This window comes from Agrobacterium sp. CG674 (assembly GCF_053521645.1).
In genome coordinates, this window is sequence record NZ_JBNWDZ010000003.1 from 214923 (window position 1) to 230936 (window position 16014).

The 16014-nt window shown below is 56.1% G+C and carries 14 protein-coding genes; 13 read left to right on the forward strand and 1 reads right to left on the reverse strand.

Features of this window, described 5'->3' with window-relative positions:
• The first annotated feature begins 24 nt into the window (after positions 1-24).
• From rseP to ACQZ51_RS10290, 12 genes are all read left to right on the forward strand, one after another.
• A complete protein-coding gene (gene rseP, locus ACQZ51_RS10235) occupies positions 25-1158 on the forward strand; it encodes an RIP metalloprotease RseP (RefSeq protein WP_448776920.1) in 1134 nt (377 codons plus the stop codon).
• 202 nt (positions 1159-1360) lie between these two features.
• Positions 1361-3691 carry an outer membrane protein assembly factor BamA gene (gene bamA / locus ACQZ51_RS10240; RefSeq protein ID WP_448776922.1) on the forward strand — a complete coding sequence of 777 codons (2331 nt, stop codon included), beginning with the start codon at positions 1361-1363 and terminating at the stop codon, positions 3689-3691.
• A 49-nt stretch (positions 3692-3740) separates the two neighbouring features.
• A complete protein-coding gene (lpxD, locus tag ACQZ51_RS10245) occupies positions 3741-4805 on the forward strand; it encodes a UDP-3-O-(3-hydroxymyristoyl)glucosamine N-acyltransferase (protein ID WP_448776924.1) in 1065 nt (354 codons plus the stop codon).
• Positions 4798-5265, forward strand: coding sequence for a 3-hydroxyacyl-ACP dehydratase FabZ (gene fabZ / locus ACQZ51_RS10250; protein ID WP_042619410.1), 468 nt, complete (start codon positions 4798-4800; stop codon positions 5263-5265). The genes lpxD and fabZ overlap by 8 nt, the downstream gene beginning before the upstream one ends.
• The gene (lpxA, locus tag ACQZ51_RS10255) at positions 5262-6074 is read left to right on the forward strand and encodes an acyl-ACP--UDP-N-acetylglucosamine O-acyltransferase (protein ID WP_448776926.1); all 813 of its coding nucleotides are present in this window, start codon (positions 5262-5264) and stop codon (positions 6072-6074) included. The genes fabZ and lpxA overlap by 4 nt, the downstream gene beginning before the upstream one ends.
• A 3-nt stretch (positions 6075-6077) precedes the next feature.
• Positions 6078-6944 carry an LpxI family protein gene (locus ACQZ51_RS10260; RefSeq protein ID WP_448776928.1) on the forward strand — a complete coding sequence of 289 codons (867 nt, stop codon included), beginning with the start codon at positions 6078-6080 and terminating at the stop codon, positions 6942-6944.
• Positions 6941-8134 (forward strand): lipid-A-disaccharide synthase, encoded by a 1194-nt coding sequence (gene lpxB, locus ACQZ51_RS10265; protein WP_448776930.1) that lies wholly within the window; start codon positions 6941-6943, stop codon positions 8132-8134. Before ACQZ51_RS10260 ends, lpxB begins: the two co-directional genes overlap by 4 nt.
• Before the next feature lie 141 nt (positions 8135-8275).
• Positions 8276-8983 (forward strand): GntR family transcriptional regulator, encoded by a 708-nt coding sequence (locus tag ACQZ51_RS10270; RefSeq protein WP_448776932.1) that lies wholly within the window; start codon positions 8276-8278, stop codon positions 8981-8983.
• An 11-nt stretch (positions 8984-8994) separates the two neighbouring features.
• Positions 8995-9780: a transporter substrate-binding domain-containing protein gene (locus tag ACQZ51_RS10275; protein WP_448776934.1), complete on the forward strand. Its 786-nt coding sequence runs from the start codon at positions 8995-8997 to the stop codon at positions 9778-9780.
• Between the two features lie 67 nt (positions 9781-9847).
• Entirely contained in the window at positions 9848-10519 is a 672-nt protein-coding gene (locus tag ACQZ51_RS10280; RefSeq protein WP_448776936.1) for an amino acid ABC transporter permease, read from the forward strand.
• Positions 10516-11175 (forward strand): amino acid ABC transporter permease, encoded by a 660-nt coding sequence (locus tag ACQZ51_RS10285; RefSeq protein ID WP_448776938.1) that lies wholly within the window; start codon positions 10516-10518, stop codon positions 11173-11175. The genes ACQZ51_RS10280 and ACQZ51_RS10285 overlap by 4 nt, the downstream gene beginning before the upstream one ends.
• Complete coding sequence (locus ACQZ51_RS10290; protein WP_042619416.1) at positions 11153-11884, forward strand: amino acid ABC transporter ATP-binding protein; 732 nt, start codon at positions 11153-11155, stop codon at positions 11882-11884. The genes ACQZ51_RS10285 and ACQZ51_RS10290 overlap by 23 nt, the downstream gene beginning before the upstream one ends.
• Positions 11885-11968: 84 nt before the next feature.
• Here ACQZ51_RS10290 and gltA read toward each other — a convergent pair whose 3' ends face one another.
• The gene (gltA, locus tag ACQZ51_RS10295) at positions 11969-13258 is read right to left on the reverse strand and encodes a citrate synthase (protein WP_192066749.1); all 1290 of its coding nucleotides are present in this window, start codon (positions 13256-13258) and stop codon (positions 11969-11971) included.
• Between the two features lie 427 nt (positions 13259-13685).
• On the opposite strand from gltA, the gene ACQZ51_RS10300 reads away from it, so the two are divergent.
• On the forward strand, positions 13686-16004 hold the full coding sequence (locus ACQZ51_RS10300; RefSeq protein ID WP_448776939.1) for a ComEC/Rec2 family competence protein: 2319 nt from the start codon (positions 13686-13688) through the stop codon (positions 16002-16004).
• Positions 16005-16014 lie beyond the last annotated feature (10 nt).

A 16014-nucleotide genomic window follows, 5' to 3' on the forward strand; every position in this document is an offset into this window, starting at 1 on the left:
GCATTAGCGAAAGGCTAGACACATATGGAAATGGTGACGGCGACGGTTGGTTTTTTGACCGGGTACATGGTGCCGTTCATTCTCGTCCTTTCCCTGCTCGTTTTTGTTCATGAAATGGGACATTATCTGGTTGGGCGCTGGTGCGGCATACGATCCACAGCTTTTTCCATCGGTTTTGGACCTGAGCTGATCGGCTTCACCGATAGTCGCGGTACCCGCTGGAAGATCTCGGCAGTGCCCTTGGGTGGCTACGTCAAGTTCTTCGGTGACGAAGACGTCGCCAGCAAGCCAGACAAGGATTCTCTCGCAGGTTTGACGCTGGAAGAGCGTTCACAGACACTTGGCGGCGCAAAGCTGTGGAAAAGAGCGGCGACCGTTGCTGCAGGGCCAATCGCGAATTTTCTTCTGGCGATCCTTATTTTTGCGGCACTTTTTGCAATTTACGGGCGGATGATTTCAGATCCGATCGTATCTGAAGTGCGGGAAAACAGCGCGGCGCAAGTTGCAGGTGTTCTACCGGGTGACAGGCTGGTTGCAATCGACGGCGAAAATGTCAGGACTTTCGAAGACGTTCGTCGCTACGTTGCCGTCCGGCCAGCCACGCCGATCACGGTAACGGTGGAGCGCAATGGGCAGCAGCTGGACTTAGGCATGGTCCCTACGCGGACCGAGACGACAGACCAGTTCGGTAACAAAATGGAATTGGGGATCATCGGTATCGTGACCGATCAGACCCGCGGAAACTTCAGGCATATCAGCTTTTCCCCAGGGGAGGCGCTGGTTGAAGGTGTGCGTGAGACGGGCCATGTCGTGACCGGAACCTTTGCCTATATCGGCAATCTGGTGACGGGGCGCATGAATGCAGACCAACTCGGAGGACCTGTGCGGGTCGCTCAGGCTTCGGGCCAGATGGCATCGCTTGGCTTTGCAGCTGTCATCCAGCTTGCAGCGCTGCTTTCGGTGTCGATCGGCCTTTTGAACCTCATGCCTGTGCCGGTTCTGGACGGGGGGCATCTCGTGTTTTACGCCATCGAGGCCGTGCGGGGAAAGCCGCTCGGTTCCGGCGCGCAAGAGGTCGCATTCAGGATTGGTCTTGCGATGATCTTCAGTCTGATGGTATTTGCTACATGGAATGATATCAGCAGCTTGATTGGCTAAATCGCGCTTTTGAGGCTGTATTTTAAGGGGTCGTTTACCTTGTTTTCATGCGAAAGTGGCGATTGAGCCACGGTCGCACGCGAAGTAAACAGAAATTAACGGTCGGGCTTGCTTGTAGAGGAAAAGCAGGTAAAAACGACGACAGATGGCCGGAGTCGGGTTCCGCCCGCTGAGGGACAACGGGAAAAGGTAAGAATTGAAAATGAAGGCTGGTTCAAGATTTTTGAACGCGGTGTCGGCGGTTGCGCTGTCTGCTGGTGTTTCTTCGGTTGCGGCTCTCGGAGTTGTTGTCTCCGCTGGTGTTGCCAATGCGGCTGTCATCAGCAAGGTTGATGTTCGCGGTGCTGAACGCGCCGGTGCAGACGCTGTGCGCTCCAACATCACGATCGCTCCCGGTCAAAACTTTTCCAACGCTGACATCGATGAATCGGTCAAGCGCCTTTATGCGACGGGATACTTCTCCAACGTCAGCATGAGCGTTTCTGGCAAGACTCTCGTTGTTACGGTGAGTGAAAACAATCTCGTCAACCAGGTCGTGTTCAACGGCAACCGGAAGATCAAGGACGACAAGCTTCAGGGCATCGTTCAGACCCAGTCTCTCGGCCCATACGACCAGACGCTGGTAACGGCCGATATCGCTCGTATCAAGGATGCATATGCTGCGATTGGCCGTAGCGATATTCAGGTTACGACGCAGGTCGTGAACGTCGGCCAAGGCCGCGTGAACCTCGCTTTCGTCATCAACGAAGGTGAGCGCACAAAGATTGCCCGCATCGATTTCGTTGGTAACAATGCCTACAGCGATGGTCGCCTTGCTGCCGTTCTGAACACCAAGAAATCCAACATGCTGTCGTTCTTGACGCGTAAGGATGTCTACAATGAGGACAAGCTGCGCGCTGATGAAGAAGCGCTGCGCCAGTTCTATTACAACCGTGGCTATGCCGACTTCCGCGTGACGTCTTCGGACGCCGTGCTGGACGAAGCCACCAACGAATACACCATCACCATCAATGTGGATGAAGGTCAGCGTTACGCATTCGGTAATGTGGCTGTTGAATCCACAGTTCCTGGTGTTGATGGCTCGCAGTTGCAGGGTCTGGTCGAAACCAAGGCTGGTTCCGGTTACAGCGCCAAGGAAGTTCAGCAGAGCATGGAAGCTATTTCCAAGCGCGTTTCCGCTGAAGGCTATCCATTCGCTCGCGTCACTCCGCGTGGCGACCGTGATATGGCAGGCAACACCATTGGCGTGACCTACATTGTTGATCAGGGTGAGCGCGCTTATGTCGAGCGTATCGAAATCCGTGGCAACACACGTACACGTGACTACGTGATCCGCCGCGAATTCGACATCAGCGAAGGCGATGCGTTCAACCAGACGATCATCTCTGCTGCCAAGCGTCGTCTTGAAGCTCTGGGCTACTTCTCCAAGGTTAACATCGGCACCTCGCAGGGCAGCGCGCCCGACCGCGTCGTCATCGTTGTGGATGTTGAAGATCAGGCAACCGGTTCCTTCGGTATCGGTGCTGGTTACTCGCAGAACGATGGCGCGCTTCTCGAAGCCTCTATCGAAGAGAAGAACTTCCTCGGTCGCGGTCAGTACATTCGTATCGCTGCGGGTGCCGGTCAGGATGATGCGCGTAGCTACAACCTGTCCTTCACAGAGCCATACTTCCTGGGCTACCGCCTTGCTGCAGGTTTCGACCTCTTCAAGAGCCAGAGCTCGAGTGAAGATTATTATGACTATGACGAGCAGGGCTTCGCGCTTCGCGTAACTGCGCCGATCACAGAAAATCTGGCGACGACGTTCAAGTACACCTACAAGCAGATCAATTATGATGGCCAAGGTGACTGGGATACTCCCGGTAATCTTGCTTCGCCTTACCGTGATTTGATCGCCGGTGGTGACTGGACGCAGTCCATCATCTCCAACACGCTGGCTTACAATTCTCTCGATGACCGCAACATGCCTCGCGATGGCTGGCAGGGTGCGTTGACAAACGAATTTGCCGGACTTGGTGGCGACTCCGAATACTACAAGATCTATGCTAAGGCTCGCTACCACCACACGCTCTCTGATGAGTATGACATCATCGGCTCGATCACAGGTCAGGCTGGTTATGTTGCACCGACAGGTGACAATCTCCTCGTATTCGACCAGTTCAAGATCGGCGGACGTGTGATCCGTGGCTTCGAGAATGATGGTATCGGTCCTCGTATCAACGGCGACTCCATCGGGGGCACGACATATTTCGCAGCTTCTGCTGAAGTGACTGCGCCTATGCCTGGCATTCCTGAAGACTTCGGTCTTCGTGTTGCTGGCTTCGTGGATGCTGGTACTCTGTACGGTAACAAGGTCAACGTTTCCGGTGGTGAGACTGTGCAAGACGACAGCTCTATCCGTGCATCCGCTGGTATCGGCGTCATGTGGGCTTCGCCATTCGGTCCTCTGCGTGTAGACTACGCAGTACCGTTCATGAAGGAAGACTACGACGAAGTGCAGAACTTCAGGTTTGGCATGTCCAACACTTTCTGATATCGGCAGTCCAGAACTGCAAGTTTGAACGTTCTGGAGTATTCGGTTGATGGAATATAATGCTTTTTTTCCGCCCCACGAAGGCATGCGATTGAAAGATATCGCTGACCGTCTTGGGGCGGAACTGTCTGATGAAACGGCAACTGATCGTATGGTGCGTTCCATCGCACCCGTTTACAGGGCCAAGTCTGATCAGTTGTGCTACATCCTGTCTCGGAAGAACCGTGAGGATATCGAGACCTGTGACGCGGCAGCGATCATCTGTGATCCTGCGCTGCAGTATCTCGTGCCAGCCCATATTCCGGCTCTGATTACCAAGCATCCCCATACGGTATTTGCGCAGGCTGGCGCCTTGCTGCATCCCTCAGCCATGAAGCCATCGGCTGTTTGTGCGCAGGACGAAGAAATTTCGCCTCTCGCGCATATTCATCCCTCTGCCAAACTTGAAGGCGGTGTGATTGTCGAGGCCTATGCCGTCATCGGTTCCAACGCGAATATAGGCTCCGGCACACGAATCGGACCCGGCGCCATCATTGGTGAAGAAGTGCAGATCGGACGCGATTGCACGATTGCCGGTGGCGCGAGCATTCTCTCGTCGCTGGTTGGCAATGGCGTCATCATCCACAATGGTGCGCGCATTGGGCAGGATGGCTTTGGTTACGCCCCTGGTCCGCGTGGCATGCTGAAGATCGTGCAGATCGGCCGTGTTATCATTCAGGACCACGTCGAAATTGGTGCAAACACCACGGTCGATCGCGGCACGATGGATGACACCATTATTGGTGAAGGCACGAAAATCGACAATCAGGTCCAGATAGGCCACAACGTTCGCATTGGCCGCCATTGCGGTATCGTCAGCAAAGTCGGTATTGCCGGCAGCACGCGGATTGGCGATGGCGTGATGATCGGTGGTGCCAGCGGCATCAACGGACACATTTCGATTGGCGATGGCGCGCAGATTGCCGCGATGAGCGGCGTCGTTGCCGATGTGCCAGCTGGAGCAAAATATGGCGGCGTACCAGCGCGGCCTCTGAAACATTTCCTACGCGACATGGCAGAACTGCTGGCGCGCGCCGAGGAGCGAGACAAGAAGACAGGAGAGAAGAATGTCTGAAGAGACGAAGACGGTGCTTGGCGCGGCTGACATCCTTGAAGTGATGAAGCTGCTGCCACATCGTTATCCCTTTTTGCTGATCGACAAGATCATCGATATCGATGGTGATAGCTCCGCGACCGGCATCAAGAATGTTACGGTCAATGAGCCGCATTTCACCGGCCATTTTCCAGATCGTCCCATCATGCCTGGCGTGCTGATTGTTGAAGCCATGGCGCAGACGGCCGGGGCCATCTGTGCCCGCAGGCAGGGTGATGGCGGCCATCTCGTTTACTTCATGACGATCGACAATGCACGCTTCCGCAAGCCTGTCGTGCCGGGCGATCGTCTGGAGATTTACGTTGTGAAGCAGCGTCAGCGCGGTAATGTCTGGAAATTCCATTGCGACGCCAAGGTCGATGGTGTGCTGGTGGCTGAGGCGGATATCGGCGCGATGATGATCCCCGAGGGTCAGCAATGAGCAAGATCGCGGCTTCGGCCAGGGTTCATCCGTCTTCATTCATAGAAGATGGAGCTGTGATCGGTGAAAACGTCGTCGTTGGTCCGTTTTGCCACGTTGGACCTAAGGTGACATTGCATGATGACGTGCAACTGCTCGGCCACGTTGTTGTGCTGGGCTGCACGACTGTGGGCAAAGGCACAAAGATCTGGCCATCTGCCGTGATCGGCGGCGATTCGCAGAGTGCCCATCACAGCGCGGTTGATACAACGCTCGTCATCGGTGAAAACTGCACTATCCGTGAAGGTGTTACAATGAACACCGGCACGGTAGAGCATGGCGGAACGACGGTTGTCGGTAACAACAACCTGTTCTTGGCCTATGCGCATGTGGCCCATGACTGCCGTTTGGGCGACAACATCATTCTGTCCAATAACGTCATGCTGGCTGGCCATGTGACGATTGAGGACCGCGCCATTCTGGGTGGCGGCTCTGCCGTGCACCAGTTTACGCGCGTTGGCCGTCAGGCCTTCGTTGGTGGCCTTTCTGCCGTCAGCTATGACGTCATTCCTTATGGCATGCTGAATGGAAATCCAGGTATTCTGGGTGGTTTGAACATTGTCGGGATGACCCGTGCAGGTATCGAGCGCGCGGAAATTCACAAGGTTCGCCGCGCCTACAAGCAGATCTTCGAAAGCGAAGGCAATGTGCGCGCCAATGCTGCCGCCATTCGTGAAGAGTATCTGGATTGCCCGCAGGCGCTGGAAGTCATCGATTTCATCGCGGCTGCCAATGAGCGGGCCATTTCGTCGCCCAACCGGGGAAAATAGCGCGTGCCACAGGATGCGGGGCGTCTGGCGATCATAGCAGGCAGCGGCTTTCTGCCATTTTATGTGGCGCAAGCAGCACTCGACGCAGGCGAGACGCCCTTCATCATCCGCTTGCAAAACCAGGCCGATCTGGATTGGTCGGCGTTTGAAAACGCATGCATCAGCGTGGGTGATGTGTCGAGCCTCGGAAGGCTCATGGCGAGCCATGGCATTGATCGCGTTGTGCTGTCTGGCGCGGTATCTCACCGGCCTGAATGGCGGGAAATTCGCCCCAATTTCAAAATGATTGCAAAGATGCCGTCCATCATCCGCACGCTTCTGTCGGGCGGAGATGATACGGTGCTGCAAATGGTGATCGGGCTGATTGAGGCGCAGGGTGCGCGTGTCATCGGCGCACATGACGTCGCACCGGGTCTACTTGCCACAACGGGCTCTTTGGGAAAAATCGAGCCAAGCGATGAAGACCGGCGGGATATTGCCAAAGCGGCGAAGGCGGCACTCGCGCTCGGCGCGCTCGATGTGGGGCAGGGTGCGGTCTGCGTCGGCGGCCGTCTGGTTGCGCTTGAGGGCGTCGAAGGCACCGATGGCATGTTGGCAAGGGTCGCTACATTGCGTGCCGAAGGCCGCATTTCCAGCCGTCGAAAAGGTGTGCTGGTCAAGCTGTGTAAGCCGCAGCAGGATATCAGGGCCGACCTGCCCACCATCGGCCCATCGACCGTGCACAATGCCGCTAAGGCGGGGCTTGCCGGCATTGCGGTGGAGGCGGGCAGGGCATTCGTGCTGGATCGCGAAGCCATGTTGCAGGCCGCCGATGAAGCCGGGCTGTTCGTTTGTGGTATCGATACAGGCCTTGCGGGAGAAATGATGTGAGTGACACGGTTCTGAAACTGGCTGTCATTGCCGGTGAAGTCTCTGGCGATCTCTTGGGCGCTGATCTGGTTCGCGCCTTGAAGGTGCAATATCCGGGCAAGGTTGAGCTGATTGGCGTTGGTGGCGATGGCCTGACCAGCGAAGGACTATCATCGCTATTCGATTATTCCGAACTGTCGATCATGGGCTTCACGCAGGTTCTGAAAAAACTGCCGCAGCTGATTGCGCGAATAAAAGAAACGGCAAACGCGATAATTGCAGCCAAACCAGATGTGCTGCTGATTATTGATAGCCCGGACTTTACGCACCGTGTGGCGCGTCGTGTGCGCAAAGCCATGCCGAACCTGCCTGTAGTCAATTACGTGTGCCCCAGCGTTTGGGCCTGGAAGGAAAAGCGTGCGCCGGCAATGCTTGGCTATGTCGACCACGTTCTGGCGCTGCTGCCATTCGAACCAGGAACCATGCGGCGTTTGGGCGGCCCGCCCACGAGCTTCGTCGGCCACCGCTTGAGTGTTGATACTGACCTGTTGTCTGTTCGTGAGCAGCGCGCTGAACGGGCGCTACCAAAGGATGGGGAGCCGAGAACCATTCTTTTGCTGCCCGGCTCACGCTCAACGGAAATCACGCGGCTGATGGAGCCGTTTCAAGCGGCTGCGGCTGCATTTGTGGAGCGCAACGGGCCGACACGATTCGTGCTTCCTACGGTTTCGAGACAGGAAGCGCGGATACGTGAACTTGCCGCATCTTGGCCAGATCATATCCGCCCTGAGATTGGAGTGGACTCAGCATTCAAGTGGAAGGCTTTTGCTCAGGCCGATGCGGCGATTGCTGCATCCGGCACGGTCATTCTGGAGCTTGCGCTTGCCAATGTGCCGGTTGTTTCCGTTTACAAAACGGACTGGATCTTCACCATGTTGAGCAGGCGTATAAAAACCTGGACTGGCGCATTGCCAAACCTGATTGCCGATTATGCGGTGGTTCCGGAATATATCAACGAGGTTGTGCGCGCAGGCTCCATGTTGCGCTGGGCTGAGCGCCTTTCCACCGATACGCTGCAAAGGCAAGCGATGTTGGAAGGTTTTGCGCTGGTTCGTGAGCGTCTGCAGACAGAGCGTCCGCCGGGTGAGGTGGGGGCAGAGATATTGCTTTCAGTTTACCGCCAAAAGTCCGGTGCTGCGATCACGGCTTGATCCGCCCAATATTTGACCGTGATGAAAAATTTCGCTGTCTAAAAAATCATCATTGGTCATCGGAGCACATTTAAGTTCCATCGCGAAGGCCGTTTTTCAAAGCTACACCAGAATGGCACGCACCTTGCTTTCTCATCTTGTATGCAAGACAGACATACAGCCGAGACAGATCAGAGTGCGATAGAACAGGCCATATTTTCCGGCATCCTGTCTGCACGCATATGCCCCGGCACCCGGCTGGGCGAATCGCAGCTTGCGGAAATATATGGCGTTTCCCGTACCAAGATTCGTGAAGTCATGATGCGGCTCGTTACGCGCGGTGTCGTTGAGGTCAGCCCCCGTCGCGGCTGGTTCGTGGTGGAACCATCAGCCGAACAGGCGGTAATGGTGTATCAGGCGCGGCGCGTTATCGAGTTTGGCCTGCTGCGCACCATGACAAGCCTTTCTCCCGCCGGACGCCAGATACTTCTTGATCATCTGGATGAAGAGCGGGAAGCGCTCGCCGTGGCCGATCGCCAGCGGCTCACATGCCTGATGGGCGATTTCCATATCCGCATTGCAGAGATTGTCGGAAACGACATCATTATCGATCTTCTGCGGGACCTGACCGCACGCACAATCCTCATTTCGATGCTTTATCAGTCCGATTTCCATGCTGCCCAATCCCATGAAGGGCACTGCCGCATTTTTGAGGCGATGGATGCGGGCGATTTCGTGCGCGCAGCAGAGCTTGCCGTCACGCATCTGGATGAGGTCGAGACCGGGCTGGATCTCACGCGCCAGCGAGACCCGCTCCGGGACCTTCGCAGTTCACTATCCCTACCACCCCTTCATATTGCCAACTCATAGGAGAATTTGAAATGTTCAGCAGACGCATATTTCTCGCCACTATTGCCATTGCAGCCACCTCCAGCTTCGCAGCACCCGTCTTTGCAGATGCCTTGAGCGACATTTCATCTCGCGGTGCGATCCGCGTTGCCGTTCCGCAAGACTTTCCTCCATTTGGCAGCGTTGGCGTTGATATGGCCCCGCGTGGCTATGACATTGATGTGGCCAATCTGATTGCCGAAAAGCTGGGTGTGAAGACCGAGCTAGTGCCCGTAACCAGCGCAAACCGCGTGCCATATCTCCAGACCAACAAGGTCGATCTCGTCATTTCGAGCCTCGGCAAGAATGCAGAGCGTGAGAAGGTGATTGATTTCTCCGTGGCCTATGCGCCGTTCTTTAATGGTGTGTTCGCGCCTGACGCCGTCAAAATCGAAAAGGCAGAAGATCTCGCAGGAAAGACGATTGGCGTCACACGCGGTGCGGTGGAAGATCTGGAACTGACGAAAATCGCGCCAGCCGATGCTACCATCAAGCGCTATGAGGACAATAACGGCACGATCTCGGCATTCCTGTCAGGCCAGGTCGAAACCGTTGCCACCGGCAACGTCGTTGCGGCCGCGATTCTCGAAAAGAACCCGCCAAAGCGCCCGGAGCTGAAATTCCTGATTAAGAACTCGCCTTGCTACATCGGTCTTAACAAGGACCAGCCCGCTTTGCGTGAAAAGGTCGATGCCATCATCGCTGCCGCGAAAGCTGATGGCAGCCTGAATGCCATTGCACAGAAGTGGCTGAAGACGGATCTGCCGAAGGATCTTTAAGACCAAAGAGAATGCGCGTCCCGGGTTTTCGGGGCGCGTTTTCCGTCTTATCTCGAAAGGACCGAACGTGAATTACACCTTCGAGTTTGGGTGGCTTCTCGAATATTACCCTGCAATCGTGAAGGGAGTGTTCATCACTCTTCAGTTGATTGCGATTGGTGGCATTCTGGGAATCACTCTTGGTATCATCTGCGCCTGGGTCCGTGCGCTCGGGCCACGCTGGCTGCGCCCGCCCGTTGCGCTTTATGTGGAATTGATCCGCAACACGCCGTTTCTGATCCAGCTCTTTTTCATTTTTTTCGGTCTGCCATCCCTCGGCTTGCAGATGACGGAACTGACCGCCGCCAATATTGCCATGGTCATCAATCTGGGTGCCTATAGTTGCGAAATCATCCGCGCCGGCATTCAGGCAACGCCGAAGGGCCAGTTCGAGGCCGGTGCAAGCCTTGCCATGACGCGCTTTGAAACGTTCCGTCATGTTGTGCTGGTGCCATCGCTGCAGCGCATCTGGCCCGCTCTGTCGTCTCAGGTGGTCATCGTCATGCTAGGTTCCTCCGTCGTGTCGCAGATTGCGGCCGAGGACCTGACCTTTGCGGCCAACTTCATCCAGTCGCGCACATTCCGCGCTTTTGAAGCCTATATGGTCTCGACGGTCATCTATCTCGGGCTTGCGATTTTGCTGCGACAGATCCTGCTGGTGCTGGGCGGCTTTATATTCCCCCGAAGGAGCGTCAGATGATTGAGTTTTCCACTTGGGACATATTGAGAAACCTGCTTCTGGCCGCACGCTGGACGGTGCTGCTGTCTCTGGTTTCGTTCATTGGCGGGGCGATGGTTGGCCTCGTCTTGCTGTTCATGCGCATTTCCAAGAAAAAATCGCTTCGTCTCTTCTCCAAATATTATGTCGAGCTGTTTCAGGGCACGCCTCTTCTGATGCAGCTGTTCATTGCCTTTTTCGGGCTCGGGCTGGTTGGCATCGATGTTCCTGCCTGGCTGGCTGCGGGAATAACGATCATTCTCTGGGCCGCAGCCTTTTTGACAGAGATATGGCGCGGCTGCGTTGAAGCCGTTGCCAAAGGCCAGTGGGAAGCATCCGCAAGCCTTGGCATGGGGCGCTTCCAGCAGATGCGCTACGTCATCCTGCCGCAGGCCCTGCGGGTAGCCATTCCGCCGACCGTGGGCTTCGCCGTTCAGGTCATCAAGGGAACAGCGGTAACGTCGATCATCGGCTTCGTGGAGCTCTCCAAGGCCGGTACCATTGTCACCAACGCCACTTTCCAGCCCTTCACCGTTTATGGCCTCGTTGCCCTCATCTATTTCGCGCTGTGCTGGCCATTGTCGAAGAGCAGCCAGATTCTCGAAAGGAAGCTTAATGTCGCTCATCGAAATCACTGAAGTCCGCAAGAGCTTTGGCAGCAACGAGGTGCTGAAAGGCATCAACCTCGATATCGAGCCCGGCGAGGTGATCGCCATCATTGGCAAGAGTGGATCCGGCAAATCAACGTTGTTGCGCTGCATCAATGGTCTCGAGACCATCTCGTCTGGTGCAATTTCAGTTGCAGGTGCCCAGTTCATCGACGATGAGCTTCATCTGAAAGCGTTGCGGTTGAAAGTCGGCATGATCTTTCAGCAGTTCAACCTTTTCCCTCATCTCAATGTTGGGGAAAACGTCATGCTTTCTCAAACTGTTGTGAAGAAAACGCCGAGGCCTGAGGCGGAAGCCTTGGCGCGCAAGATGCTGGAGCGAGTGGGCCTTGCCCACAAGTTCGATGCCTATCCCGATGAACTCTCTGGTGGCCAACAGCAACGAGTCGCCATTGCCCGCGCACTCGCGATGCAACCCACAGCGCTGCTCTGCGACGAGATTACATCGGCCCTTGACCCGGAACTGGTCGCTGAGGTTCTGGCCGTGGTGCGGGAGCTGGCGGCGGAAGGCATGACGCTGGTGATGGTCACGCACGAAATGAAGTTCGCCCGCGATGTCTGCTCTCGCGTTGTCTTCATGCACGAGGGAAAAGTCCACGAAATTGGCCCGCCGGAAGAGGTGTTCTCAGCGCCTAAGACAGCGGAGTTGAAGCAATTTCTGGGTGTGACGGCCCATTGATAAGCGTCGTTTTCAACACCCGTCCAGACAAATAAAAAAGCCGGGCGTTGACCCGGCTTTTCTTTGAATTCTTTGCTTCCGCGCTTAGCGCTTGGAAACTGGCAGGTAATCGCGCTTTGCTTCGCCGGTGTAGAGCTGGCGAGGGCGACCGATGCGCTGCTGTGGGTCTTCGATCATTTCGTTCCACTGTGCGATCCAGCCGACGGTGCGGGCGAGCGCGAAGAGAACAGTGAACATGGTTGTGGGGAAGCCGAGCGCCTTCAGCGTGATGCCGGAGTAGAAATCGACGTTCGGATACAGCTTCTTCTCGACGAAGTAAGGATCGGACAGAGCGATCTTTTCCAGTTCGAGCGCAACCTGCATGATCGGATCATCCGAGTTGCCGGTGGCTTCCAGCACTTCGTACATCGTCTTTTGCATAATCTTGGCGCGCGGATCGTAGTTCTTGTAAACGCGGTGGCCAAAACCCATCAGGCGGAACGGATCGTTCTTGTCCTTGGCGCGGGCAATGAACTCGGGAATGCGATCAACTGAACCGATTTCGTTGAGCATGTTGAGCGCAGCTTCATTCGCGCCGCCATGGGCGGGGCCCCAGAGGCAAGCGATACCGGCAGCGATACACGCGAACGGGTTTGCACCAGACGAGCCAGCAAGACGAACAGTCGAGGTCGACGCGTTCTGCTCATGGTCGGCATGCAGGATGAAGATTCGGTCCATGGCGCGGGCCAGAACTGGATCAACCTTGTAGTCTTCGCATGGAACGGCAAAGCACATGTTGAGGAAGTTAGACGCATAATCCAGATCGTTCTTCGGGTAAACGAAGGGCTGGCCAATGTGGTACTTATAGGCCATTGCCGCAATTGTCGGCATCTTCGCGATCATGCGCAGCGACGCGACCATGCGCTGGTGCGGATCTGTGATGTCAGTGGAGTCGTGATAGAAGGCCGAGAGAGCGCCGACCGTGCCGCACATGACAGCCATCGGGTGGGCGTCGCGGCGGTAACCGGTGAAGAAGCGGCTCATCTGCTCATGCACCATGGTGTGGCGCGTAACCCGGGTATCGAAGTCCTTCTTCTGTGCGGTAGTCGGCAATTCGCCGTAAAGCAGCAGATAGCAGGTTTCGAGGAAGTCACCCTGTTCAGCCAGTTGCTCAATGGGGTAGCCGCGGTGAAGCAGCACGCCTTCGTCACCATCGATATAAGTGATCTTGGATTCGCAAGAGGCAGTCGACGTAAAGCCGGGATCGTATGTGAAGGTGCCGGTGTTTTTGTAAAGCGTTCCGATATCTACGACCTTGGGTCCGATCGTGCCTTCCCGGACAGGGAGATCGACCGTGCTATCGCCGAGGGTCACTTTAGCGCTTGATTCCGTCATACCATACCTCCGATATATGCGGGCGATGCGGGATGACGCACCAGCCTGTTAAGCGTTACCGATTAGCTATATGATCCTAGCCATGATGCCAAGCTATCCAACTGGCAAATTGTGCATTGCGACACGCCAATATCCCAAAATGGTGCGATTCCGAGGCAGAGTGTTTCATTCTAGGTCAATGCTTCCTTAACTCAGCAAATGGTTGCAATAATACTTTGAGAGTTGCAAACTGAAAGGCTACGGCAGGGGGAGCCGGGCTTTGAATACGCAGAACGAAAAATATTACTTTAGCGAGACCCAGGCGAGGTTCGTTCCGCATGGAGAACTCGATGACTTGCTGTCGCCCCTGCATACCTCGAGTGGTAGCGCGCTTCGAAAAGATGAGCAATCGGACTTACGTCTAGGGGCGATGGCGCGCCTCAGGCGCGTGTTGAATAGATGTATTGCTGAAGAGGCAAACCACCGCCACGAGTTCCTCTTCATACCCGTGTTGGTCGCGGCAGGAGCCGCCCTCTGGTTCAGCCTGCCGACCACACCGCCGCAATGGCTTCTGTTTTCGCTTGCCGCATGTGCCATCACCATCGTTTGCGCCCTGTCTTATAGGCAGGGACCCATCTCCATGGCTTTGAAGGCTGGGGCGCTTGTGGTGCTGGGCATGGTTTTGGCCGATGGGCAGTCACGGCGGGCGGGCACGATCATTCTCGATACCCCGGTAACGACCGAGATTGCCGGAACTGTGGAACGCCGCGAGCTGGATGCAAGGGGGAACTGGCGATATGTCGTTGCGCTGAAGCAGACATCAGCCCCGCAGCTTGCCCGCGCGCCGCAAAAGGTTTCGCTGGTTGCTCGCAGCCGTCATGAAGCGGTAGCGATCGGTGCGTCGATTACCGGCAAGGCACGCCTGTCACCGCCTTCCGGTCCAGCTCTACCGGGGCTGAACGATTTCGCCTTTGGCTCCTATTTCGGTGGCATTGGTGCAACCGGATTCTTTTATGGCGCGCCGCGAGTGTGGACGGATCCGGCCGGCGAGGCGAAAGGCGGCACGTGGGCAGGGGCGGCGGATCGGCGGCTTTATGCGCTGAGAAGCAACATAGCCAACCGCATTCGCGACCTGATCGGCGGTGATGCCGGAGCCTTTGCTGCATCGATTGTCACCGATGAGAGACGCGCCATATCAGACGAAACAATGGAGGCTTTGCGCATCTCGGGCCTCGCGCATATCGTCGCGATTTCCGGGCTGAACATGGCGCTCGCGGCCGGTATTTTCTTTGTTGGCATGCGAACCGTATTCAGCTTCTTTCCCGGCTTCTCGCAACGATGGCCCGTGAAGAAAATCTCCGCCTTTGCGGCACTTCTCATGACATTCTGCTACTATCTGATATCAGGCTTTGCCGTCTCTGCGGAGCGAGCCTGGCTGATGATGTCGATCATGCTGGTTGCGGTTCTGGTGGACAGGCCATCGATCAGCGTTCGAAATGTTGCGCTTTCCGCCATCGTCATCATTGTCTTGTCTCCCAACGAGGTGATGGGGCCGAGCTTCCAGATGTCATTTGCTGCGACGCTTGCTCTTGTGTCGGGCTTCGCGGCCTGGAGCCGGTGGAGAGGAGAACGCGAGCGCCCTGTTATCGCGCATCCGCCGTGGTGGCTCAGCGCCGCTTCTAAATGCGCAACCATCATTGGTGGTGTAGTCGTGACATCCCTCATTGGCGGTCTTTCAACCGCGATCTATACCATCGAACATTTTCACCGCATCACAACCTATGGGCTTGCCGCAAATCTGGCGGCGATGCCCATCATGTCACTCATCGTCATGCCGTTTGCGCTGATGGGCATGCTGCTCATGCCGTTCGGGCTCGATGGACCATTCATCAAGGTGATGGGGTATGGCATGGCAATGGTCATCGACATCGCGACAACGGTGTCAGGCTGGGGCGGGGATGTGACGATTGGACGGCAGAACAGCTGGTTCCTCGCTGTGTCGACGACAGGTTTTCTACTGCTCGCCCTTTTACGCACCCGGCTTGCATTGATCGGACTACCCTTCGTTGCGGCGGGCTATGTGCTGCTGAGCGCGGAGCAATGGAGCAGCAAACCGGACCTTTTGATTTATGAGGATGGGTCGCTCGTTGCTCTTTTGACTGACGATGCCGTGGCAACCACAAAGCAGCGGGCATCGGGCTTCATCTATGACCAGTGGGCGAGGGCGCTGCCCCTGCCGGAGCGCCACATTCCAGCTGACATGCTTGACGCAGAAAAGTCACCAGATGGTGATGACGAGGCTGGGGATGACGCGCAAACCGGACGCCGCAAAACGCTGACGGACCAAGACAAAGCGAGAGAACGGCAGGAAATGCAGCGGGTTATTCTCAAAACAGATGGATTCACCTGCCGAAAAAACAGCTGGTGCATATCGAAATCCAAAAGCGGCGTCAGTGTTGCGGTGGTGCTCGACAGTGCATTCGCGGGATTGGCCTGCGATATCGCCAATATTGTCGTCACGACACGCAGCGTTCCCTTCAGCACCTGCCGTTCCGGCGCCATTCTCGTCACTGAGGAAACCTTGCGTCGCACCGGTTCTATGGAGCTATGGCTGGGCGATGCAACAAAGCCCGTCCTGACAGCAAGAGCTGCCATGCTGAGCGATGATCGGCCATGGACGGTGCACCGTCATTACGACTGGCGCGACAAAAGCTTCAACACAGTAATTCCGGCCCATATCGAACACCTGCTCGCAGTCCGCCCATAGCCATCGCACC

What these genes read in the sequence shown, in the direction of transcription:
- bamA (WP_448776922.1), top strand. Translation starts at nt 1,361, where the DNA reads ATGAAGGCTGGTTCAAGATTTTTGAACGCGGTGTCGGCGGTTGCGCTG.
- rseP (WP_448776920.1), top strand. Translation starts at nt 25, where the DNA reads ATGGAAATGGTGACGGCGACGGTTGGTTTTTTGACCGGGTACATGGTG.
- ACQZ51_RS10285 (WP_448776938.1), top strand. Translation starts at nt 10,516, where the DNA reads ATGATTGAGTTTTCCACTTGGGACATATTGAGAAACCTGCTTCTGGCC.
- ACQZ51_RS10270 (WP_448776932.1), top strand. Translation starts at nt 8,276, where the DNA reads ATGCAAGACAGACATACAGCCGAGACAGATCAGAGTGCGATAGAACAG.
- lpxD (WP_448776924.1), top strand. Translation starts at nt 3,741, where the DNA reads ATGGAATATAATGCTTTTTTTCCGCCCCACGAAGGCATGCGATTGAAA.
- gltA (WP_192066749.1), bottom strand. Translation starts at nt 13,258, where the DNA reads ATGACGGAATCAAGCGCTAAAGTGACCCTCGGCGATAGCACGGTCGAT.
- ACQZ51_RS10275 (WP_448776934.1), top strand. Translation starts at nt 8,995, where the DNA reads ATGTTCAGCAGACGCATATTTCTCGCCACTATTGCCATTGCAGCCACC.
- ACQZ51_RS10290 (WP_042619416.1), top strand. Translation starts at nt 11,153, where the DNA reads ATGTCGCTCATCGAAATCACTGAAGTCCGCAAGAGCTTTGGCAGCAAC.
- fabZ (WP_042619410.1), top strand. Translation starts at nt 4,798, where the DNA reads ATGTCTGAAGAGACGAAGACGGTGCTTGGCGCGGCTGACATCCTTGAA.
- lpxA (WP_448776926.1), top strand. Translation starts at nt 5,262, where the DNA reads ATGAGCAAGATCGCGGCTTCGGCCAGGGTTCATCCGTCTTCATTCATA.